The 13,824-nt window shown below is 73.4% G+C and carries 17 protein-coding genes; 11 read left to right on the top strand and 6 right to left on the bottom strand.

Features of this window, described 5'->3' with window-relative positions; all coding sequences use genetic code 11:
• The first annotated feature begins 46 nt into the window (after window positions 1–46).
• From rpsP to OOJ91_RS33285, 10 genes are all read left to right on the top strand, one after another.
• Window positions 47–532 (top strand): 30S ribosomal protein S16, encoded by a 486-nt coding sequence (gene rpsP / locus OOJ91_RS33330; protein WP_266251399.1) that lies wholly within the window; start codon window positions 47–49, stop codon window positions 530–532.
• Window positions 507–767: an RNA-binding protein gene (locus OOJ91_RS33325; RefSeq protein WP_186718042.1), complete on the top strand. Its 261-nt coding sequence runs from the start codon at window positions 507–509 to the stop codon at window positions 765–767. Before rpsP ends, OOJ91_RS33325 begins: the two co-directional genes overlap by 26 nt.
• On the top strand, window positions 767–1,321 hold the full coding sequence (rimM, locus tag OOJ91_RS33320) for a ribosome maturation factor RimM (RefSeq protein WP_266251397.1): 555 nt from the start codon (window positions 767–769) through the stop codon (window positions 1,319–1,321). Before OOJ91_RS33325 ends, rimM begins: the two co-directional genes overlap by 1 nt.
• Window positions 1,322–1,332: 11 nt before the next feature.
• Window positions 1,333–2,106, top strand: coding sequence for a tRNA (guanosine(37)-N1)-methyltransferase TrmD (gene trmD, locus OOJ91_RS33315; RefSeq protein WP_266251395.1), 774 nt, complete (start codon window positions 1,333–1,335; stop codon window positions 2,104–2,106).
• A gap of 143 nt (window positions 2,107–2,249) precedes the next feature.
• Window positions 2,250–2,606 carry a 50S ribosomal protein L19 gene (rplS, locus tag OOJ91_RS33310; protein ID WP_007456548.1) on the top strand — a complete coding sequence of 119 codons (357 nt, stop codon included), beginning with the start codon at window positions 2,250–2,252 and terminating at the stop codon, window positions 2,604–2,606.
• A gap of 181 nt (window positions 2,607–2,787) precedes the next feature.
• Window positions 2,788–3,657 (top strand): signal peptidase I, encoded by an 870-nt coding sequence (gene lepB / locus OOJ91_RS33305; RefSeq protein ID WP_266251393.1) that lies wholly within the window; start codon window positions 2,788–2,790, stop codon window positions 3,655–3,657.
• A gap of 10 nt (window positions 3,658–3,667) precedes the next feature.
• Window positions 3,668–4,303 carry a signal peptidase I gene (gene lepB, locus OOJ91_RS33300; RefSeq protein ID WP_266251391.1) on the top strand — a complete coding sequence of 212 codons (636 nt, stop codon included), beginning with the start codon at window positions 3,668–3,670 and terminating at the stop codon, window positions 4,301–4,303.
• A gap of 49 nt (window positions 4,304–4,352) precedes the next feature.
• Window positions 4,353–4,826, top strand: a complete 474-nt coding sequence (locus tag OOJ91_RS33295) for an NUDIX hydrolase (RefSeq protein ID WP_266251388.1) — start codon at window positions 4,353–4,355, stop codon at window positions 4,824–4,826.
• Window positions 4,820–5,632: a ribonuclease HII gene (locus OOJ91_RS33290; RefSeq protein WP_266251385.1), complete on the top strand. Its 813-nt coding sequence runs from the start codon at window positions 4,820–4,822 to the stop codon at window positions 5,630–5,632. Before OOJ91_RS33295 ends, OOJ91_RS33290 begins: the two co-directional genes overlap by 7 nt.
• The gene (locus OOJ91_RS33285) at window positions 5,629–5,952 is read left to right on the top strand and encodes a DUF2469 domain-containing protein (RefSeq protein WP_007075222.1); all 324 of its coding nucleotides are present in this window, start codon (window positions 5,629–5,631) and stop codon (window positions 5,950–5,952) included. The genes OOJ91_RS33290 and OOJ91_RS33285 overlap by 4 nt, the downstream gene beginning before the upstream one ends.
• Before the next feature lie 54 nt (window positions 5,953–6,006).
• On the opposite strand, the gene OOJ91_RS33280 is transcribed toward OOJ91_RS33285, so the two are convergent.
• Window positions 6,007–7,134: a sulfite oxidase gene (locus OOJ91_RS33280; RefSeq protein WP_266251352.1), complete on the bottom strand. Its 1,128-nt coding sequence runs from the start codon at window positions 7,132–7,134 to the stop codon at window positions 6,007–6,009.
• A 226-nt stretch (window positions 7,135–7,360) separates the two neighbouring features.
• Here OOJ91_RS33280 and OOJ91_RS33275 point away from each other — a divergent pair, with 226 nt between their 5' ends.
• Window positions 7,361–8,044 (top strand): murein hydrolase activator EnvC family protein, encoded by a 684-nt coding sequence (locus tag OOJ91_RS33275; RefSeq protein WP_266251350.1) that lies wholly within the window; start codon window positions 7,361–7,363, stop codon window positions 8,042–8,044.
• Here OOJ91_RS33275 and OOJ91_RS33270 read toward each other — a convergent pair.
• From OOJ91_RS33270 to OOJ91_RS33250, 5 genes are all read right to left on the bottom strand, one after another.
• Window positions 7,978–9,159 carry an aminotransferase class V-fold PLP-dependent enzyme gene (locus OOJ91_RS33270; RefSeq protein ID WP_266251348.1) on the bottom strand — a complete coding sequence of 394 codons (1,182 nt, stop codon included), beginning with the start codon at window positions 9,157–9,159 and terminating at the stop codon, window positions 7,978–7,980. The two genes, OOJ91_RS33275 and OOJ91_RS33270, sit on opposite strands and share 67 nt — an antisense overlap.
• Before the next feature lie 44 nt (window positions 9,160–9,203).
• Window positions 9,204–10,265 (bottom strand): tyrosine recombinase XerC, encoded by a 1,062-nt coding sequence (locus tag OOJ91_RS33265; RefSeq protein ID WP_266251347.1) that lies wholly within the window; start codon window positions 10,263–10,265, stop codon window positions 9,204–9,206.
• Between the two features lie 126 nt (window positions 10,266–10,391).
• Window positions 10,392–11,666, bottom strand: a complete 1,275-nt coding sequence (gene dprA, locus OOJ91_RS33260; protein WP_439117162.1) for a DNA-processing protein DprA — start codon at window positions 11,664–11,666, stop codon at window positions 10,392–10,394.
• Window positions 11,576–13,096, bottom strand: coding sequence for a YifB family Mg chelatase-like AAA ATPase (locus OOJ91_RS33255; RefSeq protein ID WP_266251344.1), 1,521 nt, complete (start codon window positions 13,094–13,096; stop codon window positions 11,576–11,578). The genes dprA and OOJ91_RS33255 overlap by 91 nt, the downstream gene beginning before the upstream one ends.
• 30 nt (window positions 13,097–13,126) lie before the next feature.
• Window positions 13,127–13,486: a YraN family protein gene (locus tag OOJ91_RS33250; protein ID WP_266251342.1), complete on the bottom strand. Its 360-nt coding sequence runs from the start codon at window positions 13,484–13,486 to the stop codon at window positions 13,127–13,129.
• Window positions 13,487–13,824: the final 338 nt, after the last annotated feature.

Below are 13,824 nucleotides of genomic sequence, written 5' to 3'. Positions count from 1 at the left end.
ACCGCCCACAGCGGGCTGGTGAGATCGCAACAGGAGCGAAACAACTGTGGCCGTAAAGATCCGGCTCCTGCGGATGGGCAAGATCCGCAACCCGCAGTACCGCATCGTCGTCGCCGACTCGCGCACCAAGCGCGACGGCCGGGCGATCGAGTTCGTCGGGGTTTACCAGCCCAAGGAAGACCCCTCGATCATCGAGGTCAAGTCGGAGCGGGTCCAGTACTGGCTGTCCGTCGGCGCTCAGCCGAGCGAGGCGGTGCAGCGGCTGCTGGAGCTGACCGGTGACTGGCAGAAGTACAAGGGCCTGCCGGCCCCGCCGCCGCTGAAGGTCAAGGCCGAGCGGGTCGACCGCAAGGCCGCGTACGAGGCCGAGGCGAAGGCCGCCGCCGGGCTCGCCCCGGAGACCCCGGCCAAGCCGGCCAAGAAGGCCGCCAAGGCTGCCGAGGCTCCGGCCGAGGCCCCGAAGGCCGAGGCCGCTCCGGCGACCGAGGCTCCGGCCGAGACCCCCGCTGCCGACGCCGGTGAGCAGGCCTGACATGCCTCTGCGTCCGGCGTTGGAGCACCTGGTCAAGGGCATCGTCGACCACCCGGATGACGTCCGGGTCCGGCTTGTCGATTCCCGTCGGGGCAAGCGGCTTGAAGTCCGCGTGCACCCCGAGGACCTCGGCACGGTGATCGGGCGGTCCGGCCGGACCGCCAAGGCGCTGCGTCAGGTGATCGGCTCCATCGGCGGGCGCGGAGTACGCGTCGACATCGTCGACTCGTACTGATGCAGCTCGTCGTCGGAAGGATCGGCAAGCCGCACGGTGTCCGCGGTGAGGTCACCGTGGAAGTGCGGACCGACGAACCCGAAGCACGGTTCGCCCCCGGTGCGGTGCTGCGCACCGAGCCGGGGGCGACACCCCCTCCCACCACCGACGAGCCCGGGGTGCCGTTCCGGGTTCCCGCGACGCTGACCATCGAGGAAGCCCGCTTCCACCAGGGTCGGGTGCTTATCGCGTTCGAGGGCATCCCGGACCGCAACACCGCCGAGGCGCTGCGCGGGACGCTGCTCGTGGTGGACAGCGTCGACGTGGCGCCCCCGGACGACCCGGAGGAGTTCCACGACCACCAGTTGGTGGGTCTGGCCGTGGTCACCCCGGCCGGCGAGCAGTTGGGCGAGGTCGCCCGCATCGACCACGCGCCGTCGTCCGACCTGTTGGTGCTGCGGCGCCCCGAGGGGCGCACCGCGCTGATCCCGTTCGTCCGGGCGATCGTCCCGGAGGTCGACCTGGCCGGTGGACGCGTGATCGTCGACCCGCCGGCCGGACTGCTCGATCTTTAGGACCACCCCGCATGCGCGTCGACGTCGTGTCGATCTTTCCGGAGTACTTCGCCCCGCTTGACCTGTCGCTGATCGGTCGTGCCCGGGCCAATGGCGTACTCCAGCTCGCCGTGCACGACCTGCGGTCCTGGACCCACGACGTGCACCGCACTGTCGACGACACGCCCTACGGCGGCGGCCCGGGCATGGTGATGCGCCCCGAGCCGTGGGGTGCGGCGCTGGACGCGCTCGCGCCGGCCGAGGCCCCGCCGCCCCGGCTGCTCGTGCCGTCCCCGGCGGGTGTCCCGTTCACCCAGGCCATGGCGCACGAGCTGGCCGCCGAGCCGCACCTGCTCTTCGCCTGCGGCCGGTACGAGGGGATCGACCAGCGGGTGTTGGCGCACGCCGCCACCCGGATGCCTGTCACCGAGGTGTCGCTCGGCGACTACGTGCTCTTCGGCGGCGAGGTCGCCGTGCTGGTCATCCTGGAGGCGGTCACCCGGCTGCTGCCCGGGGTGCTGGGCAACGCGGGCTCGCTGGACGAGGAGTCGCACGCGCACGGGCTGCTGGAGGCCCCGATCTACACGAAGCCGCCGAGCTGGCGGGGGCACGACGTCCCGGAGGTGCTCCGCTCCGGCGACCACGGCAAGATCGCGCGCTGGCGGCGCGAGGAGGGGCTGCTGCGGACCGCGGCCCAGCGCCCGGACCTGCTGGCCGCGCTGCCGCCCGAGCGGCTCGACAAACGGGACATCGCGGCGCTGGAGCGGGCCGGATTTCAGCCGCCGCCGGGGGATGTGGCAAAGTAGGGGGGTTGCCGCATCCGTCCGCGCCCGCGGGCGGCTGCGAGGATCCCCGACCGGGGTCGGCCTGCCGACCACCACCCGGGAATCAGAATCACCCACCCGCGCACCGAGTGACGGTGCGCCGTGAGCCTTACGAGGACGCAGCGATGAACATCCTGGACGCCCTTGACGCCCAGTCGAAGCGGACCGACCTTCCCGACTTCCGTGCCGGTGACACCGTCAAGGTGCACGCGCGGGTCGTCGAGGGCAACCGGTCCCGTGTCCAGATCTTCCAGGGCGTCGTGATCCGCCGCCAGGGTGACGGTCTGCGCGAGACCTTCTCGGTCCGCAAGGTCAGCTTCGGTGTCGGTGTCGAGCGGACCTACCCGCTCAACGGCCCGGGCATCGACCGGATCGAGATCGTGACCCGCGGTGACGTGCGTCGCGCCAAGCTCTACTACCTGCGCGAGCTGCGCGGCAAGAAGGCCAAGATCAAGGAGAAGCGGGAGAAGCAGCCCAGCTGACTTCCCGCTCGCCACGCCGCCTGAGCTGCGCGTATGCCGTACCGACCAGACCGCACTACCCTGGTCGTACGGGCGCAGCCAGACGGCGGCCCCGCCTACGTGGCGGGCAGCCGTGCACATCCGCCCGTGGAGCCTCGACGAGGCTCCCGGGCGGTGGTGTTTCTGCGGACCGGGGAGTGGCGTGGTGCAGACGCTTGACGAGGACGGCACCGTCGATCCGTGGCGCCGGCGGGTTCGCCGTGGCCGCCGCCAGATGCCCCTCTGGCAGGAGCTTCCACTGCTGCTGGTGGTGGCGTTCTGCCTCGCGGTGCTGATCCGCACGTTCCTGCTCCAGGCGTTCTTCATCCCGTCCGGTTCGATGGAGGACACCCTCCTGATCGGCGACCGGGTGCTCGTCAACAAGGTCGTCTACGACGTCCGTGACCCGGTGCGCGGCGAGGTGGTGGTGTTCCGGGGCACCGACCGCTGGGCGCCGCAGGTCGACCAGCAGCCGGAGCCCGGGTTCGCCGGCAAGGTCGCCCGTACCGTCGGGGACCTGGTCGGGGTGAGCCGCCCCGGTGAGAAGGACTTCATCAAGCGGGTGATCGGCCTGCCCGGTGACCGGGTGAAGTGCTGCGACTCCCAGGGCCGGGTCACCGTGAACGGCACCCCGCTCGACGAGCCGTACGTGCTGCGCGACTCCCCACTGGATCTGCCACCGAACCCGCAGGAGTGCCGCTCCCGACGGTTCGACGAGGTGGTCGTACCCCCGGGTCAGATCTTCGTGATGGGCGATCACCGTGAGGTCTCCCAGGACGCGCGCTGCCAGGGGCCGGTGCCGATCGACAACGTGGTCGGCCGGGCGTTCATGGTGGTCTGGCCGTCGTCGCGTTGGGCCGCGCTGTCGGTGCCGTCGACCTTCGACGACGTGGCCGCGCCGGCTACGGCCTCCTCCGGTGCGCCGCCGGTCCGGCCGTCCCCGCAGGGCGGTGTGCTGCTGATTCTCCCGTTGGTGGTCGCGCTGAGGGGTTCCCGCGCGTTCCGGACGGTGCCGTCCGGTCCGGCAACGTAGGCTCCTTGGCGTGATTGACGAGCAGACCGACAAGCCGCGCAGCTCCTTCTGGAAGGAGCTGCCGATCCTGCTGGGTGTGGCGATCCTGGTCGCGGTGCTGGTCCGCGCCTTCGTGCTGCAGACCTTCTTCATCCCCTCCCCGTCCATGGAGAACACTCTCAAGATCGATGACCGGGTGTTGGTCAACAAGCTGGTCTACGACTTCCGGTCGCCGCACCGCGGCGAGGTGGTCGTGTTCAAGGCGCCCACCGAGTGGAGCGGCAACCCCGACGGTGAGGACTTCATCAAGCGGGTGATCGGTGTCGGCGGCGACCACGTGGTCTGCTGCGACGCGCAGGAACGCCTGATGATCAACGGTAAGTCGCTCGACGAGCCGTACATCTTCTCGATGGACGGGGTCCAGGACAAGCCTGCCGACCAGGAGTTCGACATCACCGTGCCGAAGGGTCGGCTGTGGGTGATGGGTGACCACCGGTCGGCCTCGGGTGACTCGTTGGAGCACTGGCAGCAGTCCGGGCAGAACATCACCGAGGCCACGATTCCCGAGGGCGAGGTCGTCGGGCGGGCGTTCACAGTCTTCTGGCCCGTCAACCGGGCCACCTGGCTGACGGTGCCCGACGGGTTCGACGGCATTCCCAAGCCGTAGAACCGGCGGGGGCATGGGCGATCGGCCGCACGTCTGGCAGGCTGGTGCGGTGACCGTCTACACCCCTCGACGCGCGGCCCGGGTGCTGCTCGTCGACGCGGCCGGCCGGGTCCTGCTGTTCCGGGGCTTCGACCCGGCCCGCCCCGAGCACCGCTACTGGTTCACTCCGGGCGGCGGGCTCGACGAGGCGGAGTCCCCGGCGTCCGGCGCGGCACGGGAGCTGGCCGAGGAGACGGGGCTGCGGGTCGCTCCCGCCGACCTGGGCGAGCCCGTCTGGTCCGACACGACCGAGTTTCCGTTCGACGGCGGCTGGTACCGCCAGGAGCAGGACTTCTTCCTGCTCCGGGTGCCGTCGTGGCAGGTCGACACCGTCGGCTTCACCGATGTCGAGCAGCGCAGCATCGCCGGTCACCGCTGGTGGCTGCCGGCCGAGTTGGCCGCCAGCGGCGACAGGTACTACCCGGCGGAGCTGCCCGACCTGCTGGCCCGGCACCTGCCGCCGGCCGCCGAGGCGTCGTGCTGACCCCGCCGCGCACCGTCGTGCGCCGCGAGGCTGGCCTGTACGCGCTGGAACGGGCGCTGCAACGGCGCGGCTTCCGGCACGTGGCGGGCGCCGACGAGGCCGGCCGGGGCGCGTGCGCCGGCCCACTCGTCGCCGCCGCGGCGGTGCTGCCGGAGGGGCGACGCGGCGAGATCGACGGGCTGGCCGACTCCAAGCTGCTCACCCCGGCCAGCCGGGAGCGGGTGTACGCCGAGGTCGTGGACCGCGCCCTGGCGTACGCCGTGGTGGTCATCCCGGCCGACGAGGTCGACGCCCGGGGGCTGCACGTGTGCAACCTGGCCGCGATGCGCCGGGCGCTCGCCTCGCTCACCACCCGACCGGACTACGTGCTCACCGACGGCTTCGGCGTGGACGGTCTCGGCGTGCCGGGGCTGGCGGTGTGGAAGGGCGACCGGGTGGCCGCGTGTGTGGCGGCGGCAAGCGTGCTCGCCAAGGTCACCCGGGACCGGATCATGGTGGAGCTGGACGGGGTGTTCCCGTCGTACGGCTTCGCCGAGCACAAGGGCTACATCACCCCGGAGCACAGCGCGGCGCTGCGGGAGCACGGGCCGTGTCGGGAGCACCGCTTCTCGTACGTCAATGTCGCCGCCGTCTCCGGCCGCGACGGCCGACCGCCGCGCGCCCGACGGCCCGTCGGCACGGCGTCGGACGAGCCGATGGAGCGCTCCTGGGCGTCAGGGGGTACCGTCGGCGTGGCGTTGGGCGAGCAGGCTCGGCCTCCGGCGCCGGTGGGGGAAGATGTGGTCATGGAAGGCGGAGTGCGATGAGCGCGGAAGATCTCGAGAAGTACGAGACCGAGATGGAGCTGCAGCTCTACCGGGAGTACCGCGACATTGTCCGCCAGTTCTCCTACGTGGTGGAGACGGAGCGCCGGTTCTACCTGGCCAACCAGGTCGACCTGCACGTGCGCAACTCCGACGGCGAGGTCTACTTCGAGGTCGAGATGCACGACGCCTGGGTGTGGGACATGTATCGTCCTGCCCGCTTCGTGAAGAACGTCCGAGTGATGACCTTCAAGGACGTCAACGTCGAGGAGCTGGAGAAGCCCGACATCTCGCTGCCCGCCGACTCCGGCTTCGGCGGCTGACGACACTCGACCACGCCACGGCCCCCCCATCCGTGGCGCGGCCCACCACACCTGTCACTCGGCCGGCACCACGACCTCGACGCGCTGCACCAGGTTGTTGGCGAAGCCGCCGCGGTTCCACGGCTGCTCGACCGGCTGGGTCCGCCCGGACGCGTCGGTCGCCCGCGCGCTGAGCACGTACCGGCCCGGCGTCGCCGTCCACTCGTGCCGCCACCGCCGCCAGGCGAACTCCCCGCCCGTCGCCGGGTCCAGCTCGGCCGGCGCCCAACTCGCCCCACCGTCGACGCTCACCTCCACCGCGACCACCGGCGCGTGCCCCGACCAGGCCCGGCCGTCCAGAGTGCACGGTCCCGGCGGCAGCACCCGGCGGCGCGTCATGAAGTCGGGAAAGCCCGGCGGGCGGACCAGCGCGCGCGGCTCGATCCGGGTGACAGCCACGCCCGGGTCGTCGGCGTCGCGACGCAGCCGGTACGCCACCGCGTTCTGGTAGCCCTCGAACGGCTCCGTCCGGATCTCGATCGAGTGCAGCCACTTCACGTGCGCCATGCCGTACCAGCCCGGCACGATCAGCCGCAGCGGGGCGCCGTGCTGCGGCAGCAGGGGAGCGCCGTTCATCTCGTACGCCAGCAGCACCTCCTCGCGCAGCGCGTCAGCCACCGGCAGCGCCCGCTGGTAGTCCTGCTCGACACCGCGCTCGACGCCGTGGTCGGCGCCGGTGAAGACCACGTCGACCGCGTCCGCGCCCAGGCCCGCCTCGCGCAACAGTGGCGCCAGCGGGGTACCGGTCCACTCGGCGTTGCCGACCGCCTCGACCAGCCAGGGCTGGCTCACCGGCCGGGGGTGCAGCAGAGCCCGGCCGTTGCCGGCGCACTCCAGGGTGACCCGGTGGCTGACCCGGGGGCGCTCGCGCAGGTCGGCCAGGGTGACTGTCAGCGGTCGGTCGACCGCGCCGGCGACTGTCAACGCGTGGGCCCCCGGATCCAACTCCGGAATGTCGTAGTGGATCAGCAGGTAGTGCAGCCCGGCCGGGGTGACGTCGTAGCGCAGCGCCTCCAGCGGAAGGCCGTGGTTGCGTGCGGCGAGCTGCAGCTCGTCGGCGCTGATCGCCTCGTCGGGCTCGGCGAGCCGCGACGGGCCGCTCACGTCGGCCACCCTCGGCCCCCGGTCATCGACAGTGGTCATGCGTGGCCTCCCCGGCGCAGACGGCGGCGTCCGCCGTACCCGGCCAGCCTAGGCCCTGGACGGCGGCCCGGTGGTGGTGAGCTGTTCCGGCGGGCGGCGGGCCGGGGACAGCGCCCACATAACAGATCACCGAGACCGTTGGGTGGTCGTCCACAGCACCTCCGGTTGTCCACAGCTCGGACGGTGGGGCTGGCGGACCACCCGGCCTCGGCCGGAGGCTGCCGTCATGCGACAAGCATCAGTCCGTTCGATCTGCCGCACGCTGCTGCTCTGCGCCGCGCTCCCGCTGGCACTCACCGTCCAGCTCTGCGGGCTGGCGGTACTGGTCGCGGCGGTGCCCGGCCAACCACCGACGCCCACCATCCCGGTCGCGGCCCGGACCGTCCCGCTCGCCGAGGTGCTCGCCGATCCCGTGTCCGCCGGGCGGTTCCGCTGGCCGGTCGACGGGCCGCCTCGCCCGGTGCGCCGGTTCGACCCGCCGCCCCTACCGTGGCTGCCGGGCCACCGTGGCGTCGACCTGGCCGCCCCGGCCGGAACTGTGGTCCGCAGCGCCGGGCCGGGCACCGTGCTCTTCGCCGGCCTGGTGGCCGGTCGACAGGTCGTCACCGTGGGGCACGCCGACGGGCTGCGGACCACCCACGAGCCGGTCCAACCCGCCGTACGCCCCGGCCAGCCGGTCACCGCCGGCACGCCGCTGGGCGAGCTGCTGTCCGGGCATCCGGGTTGCCCGGCCGAGGCGTGCCTGCACTGGGGCCTGCGGCGGGGGGAGGAGTACCTCGACCCGCTGGCCCTGCTCGGCCTCGGCCCGGTGCGCCTGCTCCCGCTCGGTGCGGCGGGATCGGGTCAGCGTTGGGCGAGCAGCGCCGGCAGCCGCACGGCCAGCCGTTCGTACTCGTCGGCGGCGTTGTAGACCTGGCCGGTGAGCCGCAGCCACCCCCGGCCGTTCCAGCTCATCACCGCGACCTCCGCGGCGAGCCGCTCACCGATCCGCGCCTGCAACGCCCGCGCCGCGTCGATCGTGGTGCCCGTGCCGGGCGGCAGCGGGATGAGACGGAGAGCCACCCCCGGCCCGCCCGGGTCGGGCAGATCGGCGGGTGCCACGCCCAGAGCGTCCCCCACCACCCGCTGGCCGTACGCCGCGAGCGCCGCGTTGTGCGCCCGCACCACGTCGACGCCGAGGCTGCGCAGCGTGAACAGGCCCGCCGGGGCGGCCAACCAGGAGGTGTAGTCGAGGGTGGCCTGCCATTCGACCCGGGCCGGGAAGCCGGATTCCTGCTCCCACGAGACCACCAGCGGCTCGATTCGCTCCCGCCACTGTGGGGCCACCGCCAGCAGCGCGGTGCCCCGCGGGGCGTAGCCCCACTTGTGCAGGTTGCCCGCCCAGAAATCCGCGCCGATGCTGCTCACCGGAGTGGCCAGCATGCCCGGGGCGTGTGCCGCGTCCACCAGGACGGGCACGCCGTTCTCGTGGGCCACCCCGACGATGGCGGCGGTCGGGAAGAGCCGGGCGGTGGCGGAGGTGAGCTGGTCGACGACGAGCAGCCGCGTCCGCCCCGGGCGCAGGCCGGCCCGGATGGTCTGCACGATCTGCTCGTCGGTGGCGGCCAGCGGGATGGGCAGGACGCGGCTGACCGCGCCGGTGCGGCGGCACTCCCGCTGGATGGCGAGGCTCACCGCCCCGTACCCGTGGTCGGTGCTGAGCACCTCGTCACCGGGTTGCAGACCCACCGACTGGAGCACCACGGCGACGCCCGTGGTGGTGTTGCCGATCAGCGCGCTGCCGTCCGGGTCGGCGCCCAGGAAGCCGGCGAGGTGCCGGCGGGTGTGCGCGATCCGGTCGACGAGCCCCTGGGTGAAGAAGCGCAGCGGGTTGGCCTCCATCTCGTCGCGCAGCCGCTGCTGGGCTCGCTGCACGCCGATCGGCACCGCGCCGAACGAGCCGTGGTTGAGGTGGCTGACCGCCGGGTCCAGGGAGAAGAGCAGGCGGGCGCCCGGGATCGGCTCGGGGGGCTGCGGGACGCTCACCTGATGATCGTAACCGTCGAGCCGGCCGGCCTCTCGGCCCTCGATCAGGCGCGGGGGTGTGCCTGCCGGTAGGCGGCGCGCAACCGTTCCACCGAGACGTGGGTGTAGATCTGCGTGCTGGCCAGCGACGAGTGGCCGAGCAGCTCCTGCACGGCGCGCAGGTCGGCGCCGCCCTCCAGCAGATGGGTGGCGGCGGAGTGGCGCAGCCCGTGCGGGCTGGTACGGGGAAGGCCGGCCGTCTCGGCGTACCCACCGACGATCTGTCGCGCGGTCGTCGGGTTGAGCCGGCCACCGCGAGCCCCGAGCAGCAGCGCGTCGCCGGAGCGGGCGCCGGACAGCACCCGTCGGCCCCGGCGCAGCCAGTCGTCAAGCGCCCGCTGGGCGGGCACCCCGTAGGGCACCGCACGCTCCCGCCCGCCCTTGCCGAACACCCGGATCACCCGGCGGCCGTGGTCGACGTCTCCGACGTCCAGCCCGCACGCCTCGCTGACCCGCACACCTGTCGCATAGAGCAGCTCCAGCAGAACCCGGTCGCGCAACAGCACCGCCTCGGCGGCTGCCGCATCCGCCGCGTCGACGGTGGCTCCCGTCGCTGCCCCGTCAGGGGCCGCACCCGCCGTGGTGGTGTCGTGTGCGGCCGTTTCCGTCGCGGTGGTGCGGTCGTCGGTCGTCGGTTGTCGGGCCGGTGCCTCCATCAGGGCGGCGGCCTGGTCGGCGCGAAGGACGCCTGGCAGCTCCCGGTGTGCACGAGGGCTGGCCAGTGCAGCGCCCACGTCGGCGGGGAGCAGCCCGGCGCGGTGCGCCCACGCGCTGAACGCCCGTGCCGAGGCGGCCCGACGGGCGAGCGACGTACGGGCGGCACCCGTCGTCCGCTGCCGGGCCAGCCAGCTCCGCAGCACCGAGAGGTCCAGCTCGGCCAGCTCCAGGCAGCCCATCCGCACGGCGTGGTCGAGCAACGCGACCACATCGGTGACGTACGCGCGGACGGTGTGCGCCGACCGGTTGTGGACCCGGGCGAGGTGCTCGGCGAAGTCGTCGACCGCGTCCCGCAGCGCCGGCGGCAGCTCCTGGTGGGTCGTCCGGGTGCCCCGGCCGGACCGGCTCACGGCCGCCGCGCCGATGGCGGCGTCGTGGTGGCTGCACCCTCACTGACAGATGGCACGGCACCAGCGTACGGCCGAGAGCTTCGCACCGCCGGCCACGCCAGCATCGGTGTCGCCACCCGTGACCGCTCACGCGCCGCCCTTCGATTTGGTGGTCGGGGCGAGGGCGTAACCGTCGTCGCGGCGCACCACCATGGACAGCTCCTCAAGCAACGACAGCTTGCGCAGCGCGGTACGCACGTTCAGGCCGGCGCGGGCGGCGAGCGCGTCCACACCCCGTACGCCCCGGCGAGGCAACGCCTCCAGCACAGATCGGGCGTCGTCGTCCAACGCGTCGGTCGGCCGTTGCGGGCCACGGGCCAGCGGGGCCAGGTCCGCGCCGATCCGGCCCACCTCCTCGAGCACGTGTGCCACCCCGGTGACCAGCCGCGCCTTGGAGCACTCGCGTAGCAACTCGTGCGCGCCGACGGACATCGCCGAGGTCACCGGCCCGGGCACGACCATCGCGACCCGCCCGGTGTGGATGGCCCGTCGGGCGGTCTGCGTCGCGCCGCTGCGCGCCGACGCCTCCACCACGACGGTGCCGAGGGTGCCCCCGGCGATGACCCGGTTGCGGATCAGGAACCGGGGGCGTAGCGGCTCGGCGCCGGGTGGCCACTCGCTCACCAGCAACCCGGTGTCGGCGATCCGGTCGAAGAGCGCGGTGTTGCCCACGGGATACGGCCGGTCCACCCCGCAGGCAAGCACCGCGACGGTCAGCCCACCCGCGTTGAGGGCGCCCCGGTGGGCTGCGGCGTCGATGCCGAACGCGCCGCCGGAGACCACTGTCCAGTCCCGCTCGGCCAGCCCGTACCCCAGGTCAGTCGCGACGTGCTGGCCGTAACCGGTGGCCGCCCGCGCGCCGACCACCGCCACCGAGCGCTCCAGCGCCTCGCCCAGCGGCCAGGCCCCGCGTACCCAGAAGCAGAGCGGGGGCGCGGTCTCAACGTCTACCCGGCGGGTGGCGTCCGGCAACCGGAGCGTCTTCAGGCCGGCCACCCGGGCCGGCCACTCCTCGTCGTCCGGGGTGACCAGGCGGGCGCCGAGCCGGTCGGCCCTCGCCAACGCCTCGGCGGCGAACGCTCGCGCGTCACCGGCGGCCGAACGGGCGGCCACCGTGCTGTGCAGCCAGCCATCGGGGCTGCCGCCGTCGAGCAACAGATCCAGTGTCGCCACCGGACCCAGTCGGTCGACCAACTGGTGCACCGCCCGGGTGCCCGGCTCGGCCAACCAGGTCAACGCCACCCGGGCCAGCCTGCTCTCCTCATTGGCGCTCACGCCGCCTCCCCTGTCCGTAGTTGGATCGCCTCTCGTACGTCCTCGCGGTCCGGCCGGTCCCGGCCGTCCAGGTCCGCGATGGTCCAGGCCATCCGGATCACCCGGTCGAAGCCCCGCGCCGAGAGCGACCCGGAGTCGAGTCGGCCGCGCAGCTCGGCGGTGACCAGCGCCGGTAGCCGCCACGGCGGGCGGCGCAGGAGCGGGCCGTCCACCTCGGCGTTGAGTCGCCGCCCCAGGCCGGCCCAGCGGGTGGCCGCCGCGCGGCGGGCCGCAGCGACCCGGGCGGCGACAGTGGCCGAGGACTCGGCGTCGCCGTCGGACGCCATCAGCTCCGCCGCCCGCACGGGCATCAGCCGCACCTGCACGTCGATCCGGTCGAGCAGCGGCCCGGAGAGCCGGCCCAGGTAGCGGCGGCGGGCCAGCGGTGAGCACTCGCAGTACGCGTCGCCGGACGGCTTCGCGCAGGGGCACGGATTGGCGGCCAGCACCAGTTGGGTACGGGCCGGGTACTCGGTGCCGCCCCCGCTGCGGCTCAGCAGGATGCGACCGTGCTCCAGTGGCTGGCGCAGCGCCTCAAGCGCGCCCTTGCTGAACTCCGGCGCCTCGTCCAGGAAGAGCACCCCACGGTGGGCCAGGGACACCGCGCCGGGGCGGGCCAGCCCGGAACCGCCGCCGACGAGCGACGGGACTGTCGCCGTGTGGTGAGGTGCCTGGAACGGCGGGCGGCGTAGCAGTCGACCGCCCGGCGGCAGCAGCCCGGCGACCGAGTGCAGCGCGGTCACCTCGAGCGCCGCGTCGTCGTCCAGCTCGGGCAGGAGGGACGGCAGCCGCTCGGCAAGCATCGTCTTGCCGGCACCCGGAGGGCCGAGCAGCGCGATGTGATGCCCACCCGCTGCGGCGACCTCCAGCGCCCGCCGGCCCAGCGCCTGCCCGGCGACCTCGGCGAGGTCGGGGCCGACGGGAGCCGGTGCCGGGGCGTCCGCCGGTGGTTCGATCAGCGGACTGCCGTCGCGTACGAAGGCGACCAGCCGGTGCAGCGTGTCCACGGCCCGCACCCGTACGCCGGGGATGACCGCGGCCTCGGCGGCGTTGCCGGTCGGCACGATGACCCGCTCGACGCCGGCCCTGGCCGCGGCGGCGACCATGGGCAGCACCCCGCGCACCGGCCGGACCGTGCCGTCCAGGCCCAGCTCGCCGAGGACCACGACCCCGTCCAGCGGAAGCAGCGGCAGCTCACCCGAGCCGCCCAGCAGCGCGGCGGCGATGGCCAGGTCGAACGCCGAGCCGAACTTCGGCAGCGTCGCGGGCAGCAGGTTCAGCGTGATCCGCCGGTTCGGCCAGCGTTGGCCGGAGTTGACGACGGCGGCCCGGACCCGGTCGCGGGCCTCGTGCAGGGCGGTGTCCGGGAGACCGGAGATCACCACGGCCGGCAGGCCGGCGGCCAGATCCGCCTCGACCTCGACGAGGTGGCCGGTGACGCCGACCAGCCCCACGCAGAGCACCTTCGCGTAGCTCATGGGGAGTCACCGATCCGTCGGCGGCGCATCTCAGAACGCGCCCTTCAGGTGGTCGACCTGCGCGGGACCGGCGTCGGGCAGTCGTACCGACAGCACGTCGAACCGCACCTCGTCGGCGCTCGTGCCGGTCTCGGCGAGCCAGCGCGCGGCGAGCCCGCGCAGGCGACGGGCCTTGGCCGGTACGACGGCCTCGGCCGGTGTGCCGAACACGTCGCCCCGGCGCGTCTTCACCTCGCAGAACGCGAGGACCGGCCCGTCCCAGGCGATGATGTCGATCTCGCCCTGCGGGCAGCGCCAGTTCCGGACGATCGGGCGTAGCCCCGCCTCGCTCAGGTGCTGGGCGGCACACCGCTCGCCGTACGCTCCGACCGCCTGGTTCCGCTTCGTCATGGCCGCGACGGTGCCCGTCCGGGTGCGCGCGTCGCGACCCCGCGACGGCCCGGCTGTGGACGAAGGGCCTCCTGTGGACAACCGGACGATCAAGCCCGCGCTGTGCTAGGTGCGCGTGAGCCTCCGACCGCGGCCGGCAGCACGGGCTGGCCGCGCTCCAGATGGGGCCCGTCTTGATCAGGTGATGAGAAACAGGTGTCAGGACCGCTGCGGACCTACTTTTCATCACCTGATCAAGGGACCGCCGCGCCGCAGCGCTATCCGAGCGCAACTCGTGCTCCACGCTTCCGGGCGGTCGGCGGGCGGCCGGGCAGGCTGAAATGGCGCGGGCGTGGCCT

It is taken from the genome of Micromonospora lupini, assembly GCF_026342015.1.
Lineage (GTDB): Bacteria > Actinomycetota > Actinomycetes > Mycobacteriales > Micromonosporaceae > Micromonospora > Micromonospora lupini_B.
Note: the sequence above shows the minus strand (reverse complement) of the source record. Positions and strands in the feature narration are given on the sequence as shown.

Excerpts from the sequence above, each read along its gene's own strand:
- OOJ91_RS33280 (WP_266251352.1), bottom strand. The coding sequence starts at position 7,134 with ATGACCACTGTCGATGACCGGGGGCCGAGGGTGGCCGACGTGAGCGGC.
- rimM (WP_266251397.1), top strand. The coding sequence starts at position 767 with ATGCAGCTCGTCGTCGGAAGGATCGGCAAGCCGCACGGTGTCCGCGGT.
- trmD (WP_266251395.1), top strand. The coding sequence starts at position 1,333 with ATGCGCGTCGACGTCGTGTCGATCTTTCCGGAGTACTTCGCCCCGCTT.
- OOJ91_RS33275 (WP_266251350.1), top strand. The coding sequence starts at position 7,361 with ATGCGACAAGCATCAGTCCGTTCGATCTGCCGCACGCTGCTGCTCTGC.
- OOJ91_RS33255 (WP_266251344.1), bottom strand. The coding sequence starts at position 13,096 with ATGAGCTACGCGAAGGTGCTCTGCGTGGGGCTGGTCGGCGTCACCGGC.
- OOJ91_RS33285 (WP_007075222.1), top strand. The coding sequence starts at position 5,629 with ATGAGCGCGGAAGATCTCGAGAAGTACGAGACCGAGATGGAGCTGCAG.
- rplS (WP_007456548.1), top strand. The coding sequence starts at position 2,250 with ATGAACATCCTGGACGCCCTTGACGCCCAGTCGAAGCGGACCGACCTT.
- OOJ91_RS33250 (WP_266251342.1), bottom strand. The coding sequence starts at position 13,486 with ATGACGAAGCGGAACCAGGCGGTCGGAGCGTACGGCGAGCGGTGTGCC.